General features: G+C 70.7%; 16 protein-coding genes. 6 read left to right on the plus strand and 10 right to left on the minus strand.

The window, feature by feature from the left end; all coding sequences use genetic code 11:
- Positions 1-23 precede the first annotated feature (23 nt).
- Together ABZ027_RS22885 and ABZ027_RS22890 are read left to right on the plus strand one after the other, a co-directional pair.
- Positions 24-1,451, plus strand: coding sequence for an FGGY-family carbohydrate kinase (locus tag ABZ027_RS22885; protein WP_356771151.1), 1,428 nt, complete (start codon positions 24-26; stop codon positions 1,449-1,451).
- 159 nt (positions 1,452-1,610) lie between these two features.
- A complete protein-coding gene (locus tag ABZ027_RS22890) occupies positions 1,611-1,841 on the plus strand; it encodes a hypothetical protein (RefSeq protein ID WP_356771153.1) in 231 nt (76 codons plus the stop codon).
- A gap of 213 nt (positions 1,842-2,054) precedes the next feature.
- Here ABZ027_RS22890 and ABZ027_RS22895 read toward each other — a convergent pair whose 3' ends face one another.
- A complete protein-coding gene (locus ABZ027_RS22895; RefSeq protein WP_356771155.1) occupies positions 2,055-2,714 on the minus strand; it encodes a DsbA family protein in 660 nt (219 codons plus the stop codon).
- A gap of 167 nt (positions 2,715-2,881) precedes the next feature.
- On the opposite strand from ABZ027_RS22895, the gene pepN reads away from it, so the two are divergent.
- Both pepN and ABZ027_RS22905 read left to right on the plus strand, forming a co-directional pair.
- Positions 2,882-5,473: an aminopeptidase N gene (gene pepN, locus ABZ027_RS22900; protein WP_356771157.1), complete on the plus strand. Its 2,592-nt coding sequence runs from the start codon at positions 2,882-2,884 to the stop codon at positions 5,471-5,473.
- Positions 5,474-5,679: 206 nt separating this feature from the next.
- Complete coding sequence (locus tag ABZ027_RS22905) at positions 5,680-6,801, plus strand: hypothetical protein (protein ID WP_356771159.1); 1,122 nt, start codon at positions 5,680-5,682, stop codon at positions 6,799-6,801.
- Between the two features lie 115 nt (positions 6,802-6,916).
- Here the strand turns inward: ABZ027_RS22905 and ABZ027_RS22910 are convergent, their stop codons facing one another.
- The 3 genes from ABZ027_RS22910 to ABZ027_RS22920 form a co-directional block, all read right to left on the minus strand.
- Positions 6,917-8,074, minus strand: coding sequence for a serine hydrolase domain-containing protein (locus tag ABZ027_RS22910; protein WP_356771161.1), 1,158 nt, complete (start codon positions 8,072-8,074; stop codon positions 6,917-6,919).
- A 99-nt stretch (positions 8,075-8,173) separates the two neighbouring features.
- Positions 8,174-9,934 carry a TIGR03767 family metallophosphoesterase gene (locus ABZ027_RS22915; protein WP_356771163.1) on the minus strand — a complete coding sequence of 587 codons (1,761 nt, stop codon included), beginning with the start codon at positions 9,932-9,934 and terminating at the stop codon, positions 8,174-8,176.
- A gap of 199 nt (positions 9,935-10,133) precedes the next feature.
- Positions 10,134-10,637 carry an NUDIX hydrolase gene (locus ABZ027_RS22920; RefSeq protein WP_356771165.1) on the minus strand — a complete coding sequence of 168 codons (504 nt, stop codon included), beginning with the start codon at positions 10,635-10,637 and terminating at the stop codon, positions 10,134-10,136.
- Between the two features lie 241 nt (positions 10,638-10,878).
- Between ABZ027_RS22920 and ABZ027_RS22925 the strand changes: the two genes are divergently transcribed.
- The gene (locus ABZ027_RS22925) at positions 10,879-14,199 is read left to right on the plus strand and encodes a S8 family serine peptidase (protein ID WP_356771167.1); all 3,321 of its coding nucleotides are present in this window, start codon (positions 10,879-10,881) and stop codon (positions 14,197-14,199) included.
- 65 nt (positions 14,200-14,264) lie between these two features.
- Here the strand turns inward: ABZ027_RS22925 and ABZ027_RS22930 are convergent, their stop codons facing one another.
- A complete protein-coding gene (locus ABZ027_RS22930; RefSeq protein ID WP_356771169.1) occupies positions 14,265-15,089 on the minus strand; it encodes a hypothetical protein in 825 nt (274 codons plus the stop codon).
- Between the two features lies 1 nt (position 15,090).
- A complete protein-coding gene (locus tag ABZ027_RS22935; protein WP_356771259.1) occupies positions 15,091-15,624 on the minus strand; it encodes a sigma-70 family RNA polymerase sigma factor in 534 nt (177 codons plus the stop codon).
- 314 nt (positions 15,625-15,938) lie between these two features.
- Between ABZ027_RS22935 and ABZ027_RS22940 the strand changes: the two genes are divergently transcribed.
- Positions 15,939-16,955 carry an aspartate-semialdehyde dehydrogenase gene (locus ABZ027_RS22940; RefSeq protein WP_356771171.1) on the plus strand — a complete coding sequence of 339 codons (1,017 nt, stop codon included), beginning with the start codon at positions 15,939-15,941 and terminating at the stop codon, positions 16,953-16,955.
- A 72-nt stretch (positions 16,956-17,027) separates the two neighbouring features.
- Here ABZ027_RS22940 and ABZ027_RS22945 read toward each other — a convergent pair whose 3' ends face one another.
- From ABZ027_RS22945 to ABZ027_RS22960, 4 genes are all read right to left on the minus strand, one after another.
- Positions 17,028-17,375 carry a type II toxin-antitoxin system PemK/MazF family toxin gene (locus ABZ027_RS22945; RefSeq protein ID WP_356771173.1) on the minus strand — a complete coding sequence of 116 codons (348 nt, stop codon included), beginning with the start codon at positions 17,373-17,375 and terminating at the stop codon, positions 17,028-17,030.
- Complete coding sequence (locus tag ABZ027_RS22950) at positions 17,362-17,592, minus strand: ribbon-helix-helix domain-containing protein (RefSeq protein WP_356771175.1); 231 nt, start codon at positions 17,590-17,592, stop codon at positions 17,362-17,364. The genes ABZ027_RS22945 and ABZ027_RS22950 overlap by 14 nt, the downstream gene beginning before the upstream one ends.
- A 309-nt stretch (positions 17,593-17,901) precedes the next feature.
- A complete protein-coding gene (locus tag ABZ027_RS22955; RefSeq protein WP_356771177.1) occupies positions 17,902-18,201 on the minus strand; it encodes a hypothetical protein in 300 nt (99 codons plus the stop codon).
- 71 nt (positions 18,202-18,272) lie between these two features.
- A complete protein-coding gene (locus ABZ027_RS22960; RefSeq protein WP_356771179.1) occupies positions 18,273-18,755 on the minus strand; it encodes a DUF1203 domain-containing protein in 483 nt (160 codons plus the stop codon).
- Positions 18,756-18,812: the final 57 nt, after the last annotated feature.

Genomic DNA, 18,812 nt, shown 5'->3' on the forward strand with positions numbered 1-18,812 from the left:
ACGACTGTGGAGGAGGCGCCGGCATGTACGTCGGTATCGATGTGGGCACGTCCATGGTGAAGGCCGCCGCCTTCGACGACACCGGCCGCCAACTGGCCGTCGAGTCCCGCCCGGTCGGCCTGGACCTGCACGGTGGCCGGGTCGAGCAGGACATGGACGAGGTGTACGGGGCGGTCGTCGCCGTGCTCGGCGAGCTGACCGCCCGGGTGCCGGAGCCGGTCGAGCTGGCCGGGCTGACCGGGCAGGGCGACGGGGTGTGGCTGGTCGACGCGGCGGGCCGTCCGGTGCGGTCGGCGGCGTCCTGGATGGACGGACGCGCGCACGAACTGCTCGACCAGTGGCTGGCCGACGGGACCTTCGAGACGGTGTTCCGGCGCACCGGCGGCGCCATGTTCCCGGGCTCTCCGGGCCCGCTGCTGGCCTGGCTGGACCGGCACGAGCCTGCGTCCCTCGACGCCGCCACCGCGGCCGTGTACTGCAAGGACATGGTCTTCCAGCGGCTGACCGGCGCGGCGCGGGCCGTGACGGACGTCTCGGACGCGTCGATGCCGTTCCTCGACCCGCGCACCCGCGCCTACGACAACCGGGTGGTGGAGCTGCTGGGCCTGACGCACCGCCGTCGGCTGCTGGCGCCGGTCAGCGATCCGGTCGCGACGGCGAAGACACGCGGCGAGGGCCTCCCGCCGGGCACCCGGATCGCGAACGGGCCCTACGACCTGCCGGCCTGTGCGCTGGGCGCCGGAGTCACCGCGCCCGGGGACGGTCTGCTCATCGTCGGCACCTGTCTGGCCGCGCTGGTCGCCACCACCGACCTGGACCTGACCGGTGAACCGGCCGGCCTGTACATCTCCACCGACCGCCCCGGCCACCGGTTGCGCGCCATGCCCGCGATGGTCGGCACCGCCGCGCTGGACTGGGTCCTGTCGACGACCGGGGTGCGGCACGAGGAGGTGGACGGGCTGCTCGCCGAGACCCCGCCCGGGGCGCACGGGGTGCGGGTGCTGCCGTACTTCGCGCCCTCCGGTGAACGGGCGCCCTTCGTGGACCCGCATCTGCGGGCCGAACTCAGCGGTGTCTCCTTGGAGTCGACGCGCGGCGACCTGGTCCGGGCGACCTGCGAGGGCATCGGCTACGCGGCCCGGCACTGCCTGGCGGCGGCCGGTCTGACGGGTTCGCTGGCGGTGTGCGGCGGCGGCACCCGCAGCCCCGCCTGGATGCGGCTCCTTGCGGACGTCCTCGGCCGTCCGCTGCGGGTCGTCGAGGGCGAGGTGGGCGCCCGGGGGGCGGTGCTCGCGGCGGCCGAACGTCACGGGGTGGCGCTGGACACGGCGGCGTGGACCCGGCCGACGGAGGTCGTCGAGCCGGACCCGGTCCGGGCCGCGTACTACACGAAGGGGTACGACGAGCACCTGGTGAGGCTGGCGGCGGCCCGCGACCGGGCACGCGGGTGAACGACCCGGAGCCGACGATTTCGGGGACACGTCCGCGCCGCACGCGCTGTACTGAGGACTGGAGGCCGACGCCGGTGGTGGCCGGCTTCCGTTGCCTGGCGGGAGCCGACGCCGTGGTGGCCGGCTCCCGGACCTGGCGGTGATCGCGAGGAGGACGTGATGGGGACGCGCACACTGGACTGCCCGACCTGCGGCACCATGCAGGAGTTCCGGGGTCTCACCGACGAGGAGAAGGCGGCGATCCGTGCGGAGAAGGGGGACCGTCACCCGGTGGACAACCTCTGGCGTTGCACCGCGACGGGCTGTCTGACGTACTACCGCCACCTGAACAAGTACGACCGCGGCCTCCTCCCCGAGAAGTTCCGGGAGGAGGCCGCGGCGCAGGACTGAGGGGTCCTTTCACTATGAGCGTCCGATCAGGGCGCGTGGTCTGGTGCCGTGCATCGCAAGGCGCCGGAGAGCCCTCGATGGGGGTCCCCCCGCTCGAGCGCAGCCGAGAGTGGGGGAGGAGCTACTAGGGCTTTTCGGCAACGCGGCGAGGTGCGGTGCCAGGCCGCGCGCCCCGGGCGCTCATAGTGAAAGGACCCCTGAGCCCGCGGTTTCTTACAGGTTGCTGAAGTCCGGGCCCTTGGTGCGGGTGCGCTTGATCTCGTAGAAGCCGGGGACCGAGGCGACGGCGAGGGTGCCGTCCCAGAGGCGGGCCGCCTCCTCGCCCTTGGGGGCGGGGGTGACGACCGGGCCGAAGAAGGCGATCTGCTCGCCGTCGGAGCCGGGGACCGCGATGACCGGGGTTCCGACGTCCTGGCCGACCTTGTCGATGCCCTCCTTGTGGGAGGCGCGCAGCTCGGCGTCGAACTCGAAGTCCTTCTGGTCGAAGTACTCGATCAGGTCGGCGGGCAGGCCGACGTCCGCCAGCGCGCCCTCGACAGCCTCCCGCGTCGGGCCCTGGCCCTCGTTGTGGATCCGGGTGCCGAGCGCGGTGTACAGCGGGCCGAGGATGTCGGAGCCGTGCTTCTGCCAGGCCGCGGTGACGACCCGGATGGGCTGCCAGGCCTTGGTCTCAAGGAGCTCGCGGTACTCCTCGGGCAGCTCGTCGATCTTCGGCTCGTTGAGGACCGCGAGGCTCATGATGTGCCAGCGGACCTCGATGTCCCGGACCTTCTCGACCTCCAGCACCCAGCGTGAGGTCATCCAGGCCCAGGGGCACAGCGGGTCGAACCAGAAGTCGACGGGGGTCTTGCCGGAGGCAGCGGTCTCGGACATGGGTCTCCTCGGAATCCGGTGTGAATCTGGTGCGCGATACGTGATGACTTACCTCGACCTGGAACACCGGCCGGGCCCCGCCTCATTCCCGCCTGCCGCGGTTCGAAGGCACATGGCAGGATCAACCGTGGTCCACATACTGAAACACACCCGAGGGAGTGCCATCCGTGCCCGGTGAGAACCTGTCCCGCGACGAGGCCCGGGAGCGGGCCGCCCTGCTGTCCGTCGACGGGTACGACGTGTCCCTCGACGTCCGTACGGCGGTCGGCGACGAGACGGGGGACGGCCCGCGGACCTTCCGCTCGGTCACCACGATCCGCTTCCGGTGCGGTGAGCCGGGCGCCTCCAGCTTCGCCGACCTGATCGCGCCGGATGTGACCGCCGTCTCACTGAACGGCAAGGACCTCGACCCCAGCGAGGTCTTCGACGGCTCCCGGATCCTCCTGGAGGACCTCGCCGCCGACAACGAGCTGATCGTCGACGCCCGGTGTGCCTACTCCCGCACCGGCGAGGGCCTGCACCGGTTCGTCGACCCCGAGGACGGCGAGGTCTACCTCTACACGCAGTACGAGCCGGCCGACTCCCGCCGGGTCTTCGCGAACTTCGAGCAGCCGGACCTGAAGGCCCCGTTCCGTTTCGAGGTTCGGGCGCCCGAGGGGTGGACGGTGTGGGGCAACGGCGTCGGTGAACTCACCGACGGTGTCTGGCGGTTCGCGGAGACCAAGCCGATCTCGACGTACATCACCTGCGTGGTGGCGGGCCCGTACCACTATGTGACGGACACCTACGAGCGCGTCCTCGACGACGGCAGCCGGCTGGAGATCCCCCTGGGCGCGCTGTGCCGCAAGGGCCTGGCTCCGCACTTCGACGCCGATGACGTGTTCCTGGTGACCAAGCAGGGCCTGGACTTCTTCCACGACCACTTCGACTACCCCTACCCCTTCGGGAAGTACGACCAGGCCTTCGTGCCCGAGTACAACCTGGGCGCGATGGAGAACCCGGGTCTGGTGACCTTCCGGGAGGAGTTCATCTTCCGGGGCAAGGTGACGCGGGCGTCCTACGAGAGCCGCGCCAACGTGATCCTGCACGAGATGGCGCACATGTGGTTCGGCGACCTGGTGACCATGGAGTGGTGGGACGACCTGTGGCTGAAGGAGTCCTTCGCGGACTTCATGGGCGCGTTCGCGCTGGTCGGCGCCACCCGGTTCACGGACGGCTGGATCACCTTCGCCAACCGCCGCAAGGCCTGGGCGTACCGTGCCGACCAGCTGCCGTCCACGCACCCCGTCACGGCCGACATCCGTGACCTCCAGGACGCCAAGCTGAACTTCGACGGCATCACGTACGCGAAGGGTGCCAGCGTGCTGAAGCAACTGGTGGCGTACGTCGGCCAGGACGCGTTCCTGGAGGGCGCGCGGCGCTACTTCAAGCGGCACGCGTACGGCAACACCAGGCTCGGCGATCTGTTGTCGGTCCTCGCGGAGACCAGCGGCCGGGACATGCACGCGTGGTCGCGGGCGTGGCTGCAGACGGCGGGCGTCAACTCGCTGACCCCGCAGGTGCTGCTGAGTCCACAGGGCCTGGTCGACGAGCTGGCGGTGGTGCAGGAGGCCGCCGAATCACACCCCGAACTGCGTCCGCACCGGGTGGCGGTGGGACTGTACCGGCGGTCCGCGTCCGGCGCGCTGGAGCGGTACGCCCGTGCCGAGGCGGACGTCGACGGCCCGCGTACGGTCGTGTCCGAGCTGGCCGGCGCCGAGGCCCCCGAGCTGGTGCTGGTCAACGACGACGACCTCACCTACTGCAAGATCCGCTTCGACGTGACCTCGCTGGAGACCCTGAAGGCGCGGCTGGGTGACCTCACCGATCCGCTCGCCCGGGCGCTGTGCTGGTCCGCGCTGTGGAACATGACCCGGGACGCGCTGCTGCCGGCGCGGGACTTCGTGGACCTGGTGCTGCGGTTCGCCGGGCGCGAGTCGGACATCGGCGTGCTGCAGATGCTGCACGCGTGGGCCGAGTCGGCGATCGTCCACTACGCGGCCGCGGAGTGGCGTGACCGGGGCGCCGCGCTGCTCGCCGAGGGCGCCGAGCGGGAGCTGTCCGGCGCCGAGCCGGGCAGCGAGCAGCAGCTGGCCTGGGCGCGGTTCCTCGCGCGTACGGCCGACAGCCGCGGCGGCTTCGACCTGCTGCGGGGGCTGCTGGAGGGCACGTCGAAGATCGCGGGACTGGAGATCGACCAGGAGCTGCGGTGGGCCTTCCTGGAGCCGCTCGCGGCCCACGGCATCGCCGACGAGAGCGCCCTGGCCGCCGAACTGGCCCGCGACGACACGGCGTCCGGCAAGCGCCATCAGGTGCGCTGCCTGGCCGCCCGCCCCTCGGCGGCGGTCAAGGCGCAGGCGTGGGCGCAGGTGGTGGAGTCCGACGCGTTGTCGAACGCGCTGGTGGAGGCGACGATCGCGGGCTTCGACCGGCCCTCCCAGCGGGAGCTGCTCGCGCCGTACGCCGAGAAGTACTTCGACGTGATCGAGCGGGTGTGGCAGCAGCGGTCGATCCAGATCGCGATGCACGTGGTGCAGGGCCTGTTCCCCGCCCTCCAGGACTCGCAGGAGACGCTGGACGCGACGGACGCCTGGCTCGCCGCCCATGAGGAGTCGGCGCCCGCCCTGCGCAGGCTGGTGCTGGAGGCGCGGGACGACCTGGCACGGGCGTTGCGGGGACAGGCGTGCGACGCGGAGGCGGCGGCCACCAGCCGACCGTAGCTTTGGCCAAAGCCTGAGCTTGCCGTCACCGTTACGAAATTCGGTCAAAGGACGCCGTAACCCCTGGGACGCACCCGAACGGACCAGGGGTTTTCCTCACCTACTCGGCACCCGAACATCCGTCCTTTAGTGCGACCTTGTCCACATTTGTCGACGAACATGTAACAGCGGTTAAAAGCCGGTTCGATGGCGGGAACCTGCTGGTCATGAACCACAACACCCCGGTCCCCCCGCTCTCCTCGCGCCCCGTCCAGCACCACTCCGAGGTGCACCGCCGGGTGCTGACGGCCGCCCGCCTGCGCTCGCACGGCGTCTCGGCCGCGGAGATGAACGAGCAGTGCCGACCCGGCGGCGCCTGGCAGCAGATCCTCCCGGGGGTCTACCTGCTCCACCCCAACGCTCCGACCAGCGAGGAGAGGCTGCACGCGGTGCTGATGTACGCGGCACGGGAACAGCCGACCGGAGTCCCGGCGCAGCCCGGCGCGCACGGCCCGCACCGCCCGATGTACGCGGACGCGATGATCACCGGCCTGGCGGCGCTCACCCTGCACGGGTTCAGCTCGACCCCACGGCTGCCCTCCCTGGACCGGATCGACGTCCTGGTCCCCCGGATGCGCCGGTTGCGCTCGACGGGCTGTGCGCGGATCGTCCGCACGGGGGCGCTCCCCACGCCCGAGCCGGTGACGGACCTGCCCCTCGCCCCGGTCCCGCGCGCCCTGGCCGACGCGGTGGCCGAACTGGCGGACGCGGACGCCGTACGCCTGCTGCTGACCGAGGCGGTACGCGGTCGGTACTGCGAACCGGCGTCGGTGGTACGGGCGTTGAACGACGCCAGCCTGCTGAGCCGCCCGCACGTGGTGGACGCGGTGGACTCCCTCCTCGCGGAGGGCCGGGCGATCGCCGAGAGCCGGCTGTACCGGATGGTCGAGGAGTACGGCCTGCCCGCCCCGGTGTGGAACGTGGACCTGCGCCTCCCCGGCGGCCCGCACCTGGGCGGCCTGGACGCGTACTGGCCGGAGCAGGCGGTGGCGGTCGAACTCGACACCCGCGCACCCCGCCGGCACGAGCGCCAGGACCAGCGGCAGGACCAGCGCCCGGACCGCCGGCAGGACCGCCGGCAGGACCGCCGCCAGGACGAGAACGACGCCCTGTGGTCCGAGTACGCCCGCAAGCGCGAGCACCTGGAGCGACTGGGCATCACCGTCGTCCACATCACCCCGAAGAAGCTCCGGGACAGTATGGAGCAGCAGGCGGCGGTCGTCCGTACGGCACTCATGGCGGCCGGGGACCGGGATCCGGCGGCGTATGTCGTGGTGCTGCCCCGATAGTGAGGGGACGGGGCAGGACCAGGCGGGGAGCGGAGGGGCCCACCGGGATCGGGTGATCCGGCGGGCCCTTCCGCATGTCGTCGCCCTGGACGTTCTGGGCAGGTCGCGACCGTGACTACCGCCCGCAGAACTCCGCGTCGACCACCGCCGTGGTGTCCCCCGACCAGTCGCCGTTGAAGTTGACGGCGAGGGTGTGCCTTCCGTCCTCCGTGGTCACGGCCATCGAGTCCGAGCCGTGGATTCCGCCGGTGTGGCCCCAGACGTGGACACCGCAGCTGAGGGTGACGTCACCGAGGCCCAGGCCGTACTGGACGTTCTCGAGGGTGGTCTCGGGCACCGTCGTCTTCATCTCCTTCAGCTGGGCCGGCGGGAGCAGTCGGCCCCGCAGCAACGCGGAGTAGAAGCGGCCGAGGTCGGCCGACGTGGAGACCATGTCGCCGGAGCCGAAGGCCATCGCGGGATTCAGCTCGGTGACGTCGTACGTCGGCCCTGTGGTGGTCTTCGCGAGCTTGGAGTAGGCACGGCTGCTGGGCTTCGGGAGGGTCGGGCTGGTGCCGGGGACCTGGGTGTCCTTCAGACCCAGAGGGGCGGTGATACGGCGGTGGACCTCCGTGCCGTACGGGTGGCCGGTGACCTTCTCGATCACGAGCGCGGCCAGCGTGTAGTTGGTGTTGGAGTAGGACCAGGACTTGCCCGGATCGAACCTCGGCGATTGGGACATGGCGATCGCGACCAGGTCCTGGGGCGTCAAGCGGTCGTAACGGTGCTTCAGGAAGCCGCCCGCGAGCATGTACGTCTCCTGGAAGCCCCGGTCGTCCAAGTAGTTGAAGACACCGCTGGTGTGGTTGAGGAGCTGGCGCAGGGTGATCGCGCGGCCGTCGTGGCCGTTGCCGCGGACCAGTCCTGGCAGCCACTTCTCCACCGTGTCGTCGAGGGACAGCCGCCCCTCAGCCTCCAGTTGGAGCAGCACCGTGGCGACGAAGGTCTTGGTGATGCTGCCCGCCCGGTAGTGGTCCCGCGGCGAACGGGGCTTGCCGGTGCGGAGGTCTCCCACACCCGCTGTCGCCGACCATCCGCCCCGACCGTCCCGGGCCGTCACCGTCACCCCGGGTACGCCGTCCGCGACGGCCGCCTCGATCGCCTCGCGGGTGGCGTCATGGTGCCCGTCCCGGCCTGCCGGCCCGGTGTTCGCCGCGATCGCGGGTGCCGCCAGAGCGGCCGTCAGGGCCAGAGCCGTCGCCGCCACCAGGGTCCCCCGTACTCGTACGGTCATGTTCTCCCCTTCTCGAACGCTCACTGTCGAGCGTGGTCGGGGAGGCAGACCCGGGGCACCGCGAAAGAGTTGACGGCCGGTGTGACGGTTGAGTGGGTTTCAGCCCTTCTTCAACACCAGCTCCGTGTTCCGGTCCTCCGCGTCGCCGCCGAGGCTCGTGCCGGCGCCGGGCGCGTTGAAGGACAGCTCGCGGTAGAGGGCCGCGAGGCCGGTCTGGGAGAGGTCGGAGAAGTCCGTGCGGTGCGGGGCGGCGGACTCGATGCAGGTGGTGAAGATCGAGAGCGTGCCGTCCTTGTTGTCCACCAGCTCGATCACCCGGGCGAGCTGGGGGTAGTCGACGTGGGAGGCGGTGGAGATCTCCCAGAAGGAACGGCCGCCGGAGCCAGAGTGCGGAGTGATCTCGTTGCGGTGGATATGACCGTTCACCCAGGCCAGGACGTTGGTGTGGCGCCCGAGGAGGGAGAGGACCTCCTGGCCGTCGTGCCGCCGTTCGCCGGGGCGGGCCGGGTCGGGGCGGGTGTTGGTCATCGTCTTGCTGGTGTGGTGGCTGAAGAGGACCACGTACGAGTCCTTGTTCTCCCGCAGGGTCTTCTCCAGCCACCTCAGCTGGGCGGTCCCGATGGAGCCCTCGTAGTGGCCGGCCGCGTCGGTGGTGTCGAGGCTGATGCCCACGACGTCGTCCGCGATCCGGAAGCTGTAGTACTGGGTGCCCGCGTCGAGGTTGGCGGTGGAGTAGCCGTGGCCGACCGGACCCAGACCGCGGTGCGCCGGGTCGAGGTGGGCCTGGAGGTACTCGGTGGCGGTGAAGGGGGCGCGGCTCTCGTCGGGCGTGACCGAGCGCATGTCGCGGGAGTGGGCCTTGAGGAAGTCGCGGAACGCGGTCCCCTTGGGGTCCTTGGCGTTCTTGATGGCGTCCTGGAGCTTGCTCGCCTCGGACGCGGACACGCTCATCAGCTTCTTGCCGCCGACCGCGTACTCGGCGAGCCAGGAGTCGCCGTGGCCGTAGCAGCCGAGCGGCATGGAGTCGTGGTTGCCGACGGTGGAGTACCAGGGCAGGTTGAGGCCGGGGCTGTTCAACTCCCGCAGGGCGGCGGTCAGATAGCCCTGGAGCTGCGGGAATCCGAGCTGCTTGTCGGAGTCGCGCACGGTGGAGTCGGGCTGCCAGTACTGCTTGAGGCCGCTGTTCTGCACGCCCTCGTAGTGGCGTGGGTCGCCGGAGTTGGCGGTGACCCGGCCACCGCTCATGACCGTCAGGAACCAGTCGAGCTCGGTTCTGGCGTTGTTGTCGGTGTTGTCGCCGGTGGTCATGGCGAAGTACAGCGGGGAGCCGGTGACGGGCGCGCCCCGCAGCGCGTTGATCCGCTCCACGAGCGAGATGGCGCCGGGCACGGTGAGCGCCTCGTGCGGCCGCCAGGCGTGCGCGTCGGTGGAGCGCAGGTACTCCAGCCGCATCGGGTGTTGGACGTCGATCAGGTGCATGTCGGTGATCTGCACGAAGGAGGCCAGCGCGGTACGGCGGGCGGTACGGCCGGACTTGGGCGCCGCGAGCTCGCTGCGGACCGTGCGGCTCCAGCCGGGGCCGTCGCCGAGTCGGCGGTAGCCGGAGCCGGTGCGCGGGGCGGCGACCGAGGCGAGGGTGGTGCCGCGGGTGTAGGGGGCCAGCGGCGCGGCCGGGGCCTTGCGGCCCTCGGCCACGGGCGTCGCGGCGGATGCGGTGTCCGCGGCGGAGGCGGCCTGGCTGTCGGTGGGCCGCAGGGCGTAGCCGAGGCCCGCGGAGAAAGTGACCGCCGCGGTGGCGGCGAGGACGGTACGGCGGTGGGTCCCCAGTGCGGGACCGGCGACAGAGCGTGTGCGCGACATGGCGCGATCTCCCCGAGTGCGAACGCGTCGGCAGTGGTCGCGGGCGGTCGCTGTTGCGAACGTCCCGCTCACTACCGATCGTTGGCAGCGGGTATGACCTGCGCGTGAACGAGGCAGCAACGCACAGCGCCGATCACCGTACGTGGATCTTGGACTACCCTGCGCGCCCTCGACCGCTCCCCGGACGGCCCGGGGCCGGTTACTCCGCGTTCATCTTCCCGGGTAGGGGAGCTGTCCCCGGAGAGGATTCGACCGGTGCGAGGTGTCCGGTGGCCGGCCGTTCCCGCCACAGCCGCAGTCCGAGGTGGACCGTGCTCACCAGGTTCAGGGCGGGCACGGCGTCCAGGTCGTGCCAGGCGGCCATGTCGGTGGAGCCGCCGATCTCGTAGCGCAGCTCGCCGCCGGTGATCCGGGCCTCGTAGAAGAGCCGTACGCCGTGGTGGTCGACGTCGCGCCCGAAACGGCCGGGGAAGGTGCGGTGGCTGGAGTCCACACCGAGCAGGCCGGTGACCTCGATGACGTACCCGGTCTCCTCCTCCACCTCCCGCACGACGGTGTCGTAGGGATCCTCACCGTGCTCCATCCCCCCGCCGGGCGGAACCCACTCCGGCGGGCCGCCGTCCGGTGCCGGGGACCGGGAGAGCAGGAGCTGTCCGTCACGGACGCATATGGCGTAGGCCGCCACCCGCAGGTTCTTGAGCACCAACGGAAGTTAACCCGAACCGGGGCTTGCGAGGGGCGAGTTGCCCCATTCATGACTCATCTCCGCAAAGCGCATAGGGGGTTTTCCCCATGCGCCCATATCGTTTCGGTCAACTCTCCCTAAACATCCCTCCCATGGGTAAAGCTGTGCGATCGTCCGGGATCGAAATCCGGACCCCGGCGGCCAGGACCGATCGGTTCTGGTCGCGCACCGTTCGTTCCTTTACCTACAAGGGATGCCGATGACCCTCACCCCCCAGCGCGATCCGATATCCGGCGCGAGACGCTTGGCCCGTGTCGCCGCGGCCGCCGGACTGGTGGCCGCGCTCTGTGCCGCCGGGCCGATACCCATGGCCCTCGCCGCCGACGAAGCCCCCGTCGCCGCCGACCCGGGTGTGAAGTCCGCCCACGACAAGCTCGGCTCCGACGACGCCGACGCGCTCGCCGAGGCCAAGGCCGACGGCGACAAGAGCGTCACGATGATGATCGCGACCGCGCCCGGGCAGACCGAGCAGGTCGCCCGGCAACTCGACGCGGTCCGGGGCGGCCTGGTCGGCAAGACCTACGACAAGCTCGGCTACGTGCGGGCCACCGTCCCCACCGGCAGGGCGGACGCGGCCATCGCCGCCGCCGCGAAGCTGACCGCCGTGCACGGCATCGACCTGCGGCAGGAGATCCTGCTGGACGACCCGTCCCCGGCCGCGGACACCGCCAAGGGCGCCGCGGCCAAGGGCGAGACCCAGGGCACGGCCTCCTACCCGGCGCCGAACCGGAAGACCCCCGCCGAGAACCCGTACAACCCGTCCTTCGAGACGGGCGCCGTCGACTTCGTGAAGAAGAACCCGAAGGCGGACGGCCGGGGCGTCACCATCGGCATCCTCGACTCGGGCGTGGACCTCGCCCACCCGGCGCTGCGGAAGACCAGCACCGGTGAGCGCAAGATCGTCGACTGGGTGACCTCGACCGACCCGGTCTCCGACGGCGACGGCTCGTGGCGCCGGATGCTCACCTCGGTGACCGGCCCGGCGTTCTCCGCGACCCCGGCCGGCACCGGCGTCGCCGAGACCTTCAAGGCCCCGTCCGGCTCGTACAAGTTCAACTACTTCTACGAGTCCGCGACCGCCGGCGGCGACCAGGCCGGCGACGTCAACCGCGACGGCGACAAGACCGACGCCTGGGGCGTGCTGTACGACGCCGCGGCCGGCACGGTGCGGGTCGACCTCGACGACGACCACGACTTCGCCGACGAGCAGCCGATGAAGCCGTACAAGGACGGCTACCGGATCGGCTACTTCGGCACCGACGACCCGGAGACGGACGTCGCCGAGCGCATCCCGTTCGTCATCGAGATCCGCAAGGACGTCGTCTACAACGACGCCGGAGCCAAGGCCGACTACGTCAACATCGGCATGATCTCCAGCGAACACGGCACCCACGTGGCCGGCATCACCGCCGCCAACGGCCTGTTCGGCGGCAAGATGAACGGTGCCGCCCCCGGAGCGAAGATCGTCTCCTCCCGGGCCTGCGAGTTCGGCCCCGGCTGCACCAACGTGGCGCTCACCGAGGGCATGATCGACCTCGTCGCGAACCGCGGCGTCGACATCGTCAACATGTCGATCGGCGGCCTGCCCGCGCTGAACGACGGCAACAACGCGCGCGCCGAGCTGTACACGCGCCTCATCGACACCTACGGCGTGCAGCTGGTGATCTCGGCCGGCAACTCCGGTCCCGGCGCCAACACCATCGGCGACCCGGGCCTGGCCGACAAGGTCATCTCGGTCGGCGCGACCATCTCCAAGCAGACCTGGGCCGCCAACTACGGCTCGGTCGTGGAGAAGAAGTACGCGATGATGCCGTTCTCCTCGCGCGGCCCGCGTGAGGACGGTGGCTTCACGCCGACCCTGTCCGCGCCGGGCGCCGCGATCAACACCACCCAGACCTGGCTGCCGGGCGGCCCGGTCGCCGAGGCGGGCTACGCCCTGCCGGCCGGCTACTCGATGCTCCAGGGCACGTCGATGGCGTCCCCGCAGGCCGCGGGCGCGACCGCGCTGCTGCTGTCCGCCGCCAAGGCGAAGAACATCGACCTGACCCCGGCCACCCTGCGCACCGCGCTCACCTCGACCGCCGACCACATCAAGGGTGTGCAGGCGTACGAGGAGGGGGCCGGCCTCATCGACATCGTGGACGCCTGGAAGTCGATCCGCGACGGCGCCCTCGCGCACACCTACACCGTGAAGGCGCCGGTCGACACCGCGATCGACCAGTTCCTCAAGACGCCGGGCTTCGGCACCGGCCTCTACGACCGTGAGGGCGGCCTGAAGGCCGGCCAGAAGAAGACGTACGACGTCACGATCACCCGTACGTCCGGCGCCGACAAGGCGATCCGGCACGAGCTGTACTTCGAGAACGACGCGGCGGACACGTTCCGGATCGTCGGCTCGGACGAGGTGCGGCTGCCGCTGAACCAGCCGGTGACCGTCAAGGTGCAGGCCGCCCCGAGGTCCGCGGGCCTCAAGAGCGCCATCCTGGAGGTCGACGACCCGAAGACCGAGGGCATCGACCAGCAGGTCCTGTCCACCGTCGTGGTCTCGCAGCCGCTGAAGTACACCTACGCGGCGTCGGACACCGTGCAGCGCAACAGCAACCACTCGTACTTCGTGACCGTGCCCGAGGGCGCCAAGTCGCTGGAGGTCGCGATCGGCGGGCTGAAGGGCAAGAGCCAGACCCGGTTCATCGCCATCCACCCGTACGGCGTCCCGGTCGACAACACCTCCACCCCGTACTGCTACAACAACTACCTCGACGGCAACGGCTGCAAGCCCGACGTGCGCTCGTACGCCGACCCGGTGCCGGGTGTCTGGGAGATCGAGGTCGAGTCGCGCCGTACGTCGCCGCTGCTCGACAACCCGTACAAGCTGGACGTCGCCGTTCTCGGCGCGGCCTTCGACCCGGAGGTCGTGACCGTCCCCGAGGCCAAGGTCGGCACCCCGGCCGCCGTCTCCTGGAAGGTGACCAACCGCTTCGCCGCGATCGACGGCAAGCTGGTGGGCGGTCCGCTCGGCTCCGCCAAGGCGACCCGGCCGACGATCGCCACGGGGGACACGCAGACCACCACGGTCGAGGTGCCCGCGGGCGCCACGTCCCTGGACGTCGCCATCGGCAACGTCTCCGACCCGGCGGCAGACCTCGACCTGGTCGTGCGGGACGCGGCCGGCACCGAGGTGGGCACCTCCGCCGACGGTGACTCGGAGGAGGCGGTCTCCCTTCCCACGCCGGCCGCCGGCACCTACACCATCGAGGTCATCGGCTACTCGGTTCCGTCCGGGTCCACCACGTACGACTACCAGGACGTGTTCTTCTCCGCCGCCCTCGGTGCCGTCACGGTCGACGGGGCGGCGCCCGTCAAGCTCGGCACGGGCGCCTCGGCGACGGTCTCCGGCAGCGTCACCGCCGCCGCGGCAGCGCCCGAGGGCCGTGAGTTCTTCGGCCAGGTCCAGCTGGTGAACGCCCGCGGCACGGTCGCGGGCACCGGCAACGTGAAGATCGAGAAGGTCACGCCGTAACCCGTCCGGTACGGCTGACGGGGCGGGCGTTCGTCGTCATGACGGGCGCCCGCCCTTTCTCCTTCTCATGAGCAGGTCAGGGTGCGGGACTCGGGCAGCGAGGCGGTGATCCAGGCCCGTTCGCGGGCGACCTCCCGCTCGCCGACGGCCCAGTGGTCGGGGGTGGCGCTGTCGCGGGGGACGCCGAGCAGCACCTGATCCCCCTTGTGCAGTTCGGTGACGTCGTACCGGCCGATCACGAAGGTGAGCCGGTCCTCTCCCCGCTCCGGCTTGTAGTAGCGGGTCACCTGCACGGTGACGCGCAGCTGTTCGGTGTCCGGGAGCTGTTCGAGACGGGCGACCGTGCCCGCGACGACGGTGCGGGCGCAGGCCAGGTACCGGGGGCTGCCGAAGCGGACACCGGCGTCCTGCTTGGAGGCCGCGCTGCCGCCGGCGCTGTCCGACGCGTCGCCGATGCCGCTCCCGGCCTGGCTCAGCAGCCAGCCCATGCCCGACAGCACGACCGCGACGGCGGCCACCGCGAGGGTGCCGAAGGCGAGCCTGAAGGCTCGGCGGCGGGGCAGCGGCGGACGTACGGGAACGGTCCGCGGAGCCTCCGTGGGCTCGCCGAGGGCATCGCCGATGAACCCCAACTGCTCACGCAGCAGCGCGAGATCGGCCTCGGCGGAACGGTGCTCGGCCATGAAGGCGGCGTCCGCGCGGGCGGCTTCGGACAGCGGCTCGCCGGTGATCGCGACCATCAGCGCGTCCGCGCGGGCGGATGCGTCGTGTTCGGCGGGTTCGCCGTGGGCGGCGGATGCGTCGCGTCCGAGGGAGCCGTCCCGTCCGACGGAACCGCTCCGTCCGGCGGAGCCCTCGTGTTCGGCGAAGCCGTCGTGTTCGGCGGTCATGTCACACCACCTCGTCCTTGTGCAGGCGGACGCGCAGGGCCCGGACCGCCGTGTGCAGCCTGCTTTTGACCGTGCCCTCCGGGATGCCGAGTTCCGTGGCGATCCCGCGCACCGGCAGGTCGGCGTAGAAACGCAGGACGACGACCTGGCGCAGGGCGTCCGGCAGCTCGTCCAGGCCCTGCGCGACGGCAAGGGAGAGCACGCTGGTGTCCTCGCCGGAGGGGTGTTCCAGCTGACGCAGGGAGGCCAGGCGCTCGCCGATGCGCTCCTGGCGGCGCTTGGCCCGGTGCCAGTCCATGGCCAGGTTGGAGGCGACCACCGCCGCCCAGGCGGACACGTCACGCGGCGCCTCGTCACCCCGCGCCACCCGCTCCAGCAACCGCAGGCGGACCTGCTGCACCCCGTCCGGCAGATCCGCCTGCGGCACCCCGCCCAGGGCGAGCACCGCTCGCACCCGGCGTTCCTGAGCCGCGTCCAGGGGATCGGCGTGTTCGTCCCCCGGCGCGCGGCGGGCCTTTCTGCGCAGCACAGACACCCCTCCCCTCACCGCGTCTCCTCTACGACGCCGGGGCGCGCGGAAACGTTCGGTCCGGGCGTGGGAAAAACTTCAGAGGTGTACGTCACACCGTCGCGCGAGGCCGCACAGCTTGCGGCTCGAAGCGGCCGTGGGGCGAATTCCTGCAGCTCAGTGGGGGCGCGGACGGGAGTTCCGCAACCGTGGGCGGTCCTGGCGTGTCCTAGCTCTCGGCATGGCGGCCAAAGAATTGGACAGGTAGGCCCATGTCGGCCGCATCATGGAAAAGCCTCGGCCAGGCAACACGCACGCAAAGACAGACACAGGGAGTCACCGTGAGGGTCGGAATCGTCGGAGCCACCGGTCAGGTCGGCACGGTCATGCGCAGGATTCTCTCGGAGCGCGACTTCACCGTGACCGAGCTGCGGCTGTTCGCCTCGGCCCGCTCCGCGGGGACGGTCCTGGACGGCGTGACCGTGGAGGACGCGACCACCGCCGACTACACCGGCCTGGACATCGTGCTGTTCTCGGCGGGCGGCTCGACCTCGAAGGCGCTGGCCGAGAAGGTGGCCTCGCAGGGCGCGGTCGTGATCGACAACTCCTCCGCGTGGCGCCGTGACCCGGACGTACCCCTCGTGGTGGCCGAGGTGAACCCGCACGCGATCGCCAACCGCCCCAAGGGCATCATCGCCAACCCGAACTGCACGACGATGGCCGCGATGCCGGTCCTGCGGCCGCTGCACGCCGAGGCGGGCCTCGAAGCGCTGGTCGTCGCCACCTACCAGGCGGTCTCCGGCTCCGGTCTGGCCGGCGTGGACGAGCTGTTCGAGCAGGTCAAGAAGGTCGGCGAGGACGCGCCGAAGCTCACGCACGACGGCTCGGCGGCGGAGTTCCCCGAGCCGAACAAGTACGTCGCCCCGATCGCGTACAACGTGCTGCCGATGGCCGGCTCGATCGTCGACGACGGACTGAACGAGACCGACGAGGAGCAGAAGCTCCGCCACGAGTCCCGCAAGATCCTGGAGATCCCCGAGCTGAAGGTATCCGGCACCTGCGTCCGCGTCCCCGTCTTCACGGGCCACTCCCTGCAGGTCAACGCCCGCTTCGCCCGCCCGATCAGCGTGGAGCGCGCGAAGGAGGTGCTCGGCGGTGCCCCCGGCGTCGCCCTCACCGACGTCCCCACCCCGCTCCAGGCGGCCGGCCAGGACCCGTCGTACGTCGGCCGCATCCGCCAGGACGAGACCGTCGACAACGGCCTCGCCCTGTTCCTCTCCAACGACAACCTCCGCAAGGGCGCCGCGCTGAACGCGATCCAGATCGCGGAGCTGGTGGCGGCGGAGCTGAAGGGCTGACGCCGTTCCGTATGCGAAAGGGGGCGCCCATCGGTGTGACTGTGACCGGTGGGCGCCCCCTTCTTCGCGTACTCAGAGAGCCAGATGTCGCCGCAGCGCCGCGTCGATCTCGGTCATTCGCTGCCGAGGTACGGTCCCGATCGGCCGCAGCAGCCGATCGGGAGCGAGCGCACGGACTTGCTCGCACTGCACCTTGGAGTCCTTCGGAAGACCGCACTCCCCGGAAGGCAGCAGCACCTGGAACGGGTGGACGCGAGAGGTGTTGGTCGTCAGGGGCACCAACGTGACCACACCTCGCCCGGTCCGCTCCACCGCCGCGTTGGCACCGTCGTTCGAGACGATCACCGCTGGGCGCGCCTTGTTGGCCTCACTGCCGCGCGTCGGTTCGTAGTCGACCAGGTAGATGTCACCGCGCTTCATCAGTCAGCCCGTCCCCGGAGAACTGGTCCCAGAACCCCGCGTCCTCGCTCCCGTCCCAGTCGGCGAACGCCTCCGCGTACTCCTGCTCCAGCTGCGCCTGCCGTAGCAGTTCGATGGCTGCGTGTATGACGGCGGACCGGGAATCGGCGTCCGTGCGCGATGCGTACTCGTCGACGAAGGCGACATCCTCCTGCGGCAGGCTCACACTGATCTTCATACCTTCACGGTAGCAGGGTATGACCACTGTAGCTACCGTTCGCACTACCGCTTGGTAGCACTCCCCTGCACACCGCACCTCGAGCCTGTCTCATGCCCACGGCTCGTCCCCCCCGTTCCGGAGTGGTACGGAGCGGGGGGCGAGCCGTGTGGCCGGACTCGCGTCAGAGGGTGTTCGGCGGAAACCCGTAATGGGCTCCACCGCGAACGAAGACCCGCCATGCCTCTATGGCACCGGAACAGTCCGGGAACGCCACGAGCCTGAACGCAGGCGCCCAGTTCACGGTGAGCTCACCCGCGTCATCCACGGTCACGCCGTCCACGGAGGGCCGCAGCTGCCTGAGAATTCCGTTGAGCGTGGTGGCACGAGCGTCGAAAACCGTGCGGAATTCGCCGAAAGCCCCCTCTCATACGTGCCTGCGAGCGCCCCCTCGCTCGCGGGGATCGTCACGTTCGAGCGCAGGACGCGGTACAGCCGGTAATAGGCCACGATCTTGTTGGTGTAGGCGTCGGCGCCGACGTAGCGAGTGGCCTCGGCCAGCTGGCCCTTCGCACCGCTGACGGTGTCGTAGACCCCCTTGGCACGCAGCGTTCCGGTGGTGCTGGGCACCGGCCACCGTAAGCGCCAAATAGGCACAGTTGATCGAGTGGCGCGCACCCATACCCTTCAGCGGCGGACGCTCACCCAACGTCCTGGCGCACCTCGTAGTAGAAGCACCCGTATTCGACGGCCCGGACGTGGACGAGCGCCACGGACGGGTCGTCGAACGCTTCCGCGAAGGCCGCCTCGAAGTCGTCGGGACTCTCCACCAGCCGGCCGCCCAGGATGTGCCCCTCGGCCGAGTACCGGCGAACCGTGCGGTGTGCGTTGGTGAAGGGGAGGTCGTCTCCGTCCGGGCCCGCGCAGTCCTCCGCATGGATGAACACCGGCCCCTGTTCGTCGTACGCCCCCGGATCGGCGCCCGTTTCGGCCGCCCAGCGGCGCAGCGGGGCGTAGGAGACGAGCGCGACGCGCTCGCCCGGCGCGCTGCGGCGCAGGCAGCAGCGGAGGGGGGCGCCGCCCTCCTCGTCGGTCTTGGGAACCGTGGTCCGTCCCGCGTCGTCAACGGAGCGCAGGTCCTTCAGGGCCACCTGGTCGATGGGTCGTGCGGTGTAGATCGTCATGTCCTCAGGTTCGCGCGCGTCCGCCCCGCCCACCGGCGGGAAATGGACATCGCTTTC

The sequence above is a fragment of the Streptomyces sp. NPDC006332 genome, from assembly GCF_040612855.1.
Taxonomy (GTDB): Bacteria; Actinomycetota; Actinomycetes; order Streptomycetales; family Streptomycetaceae; genus Streptomyces.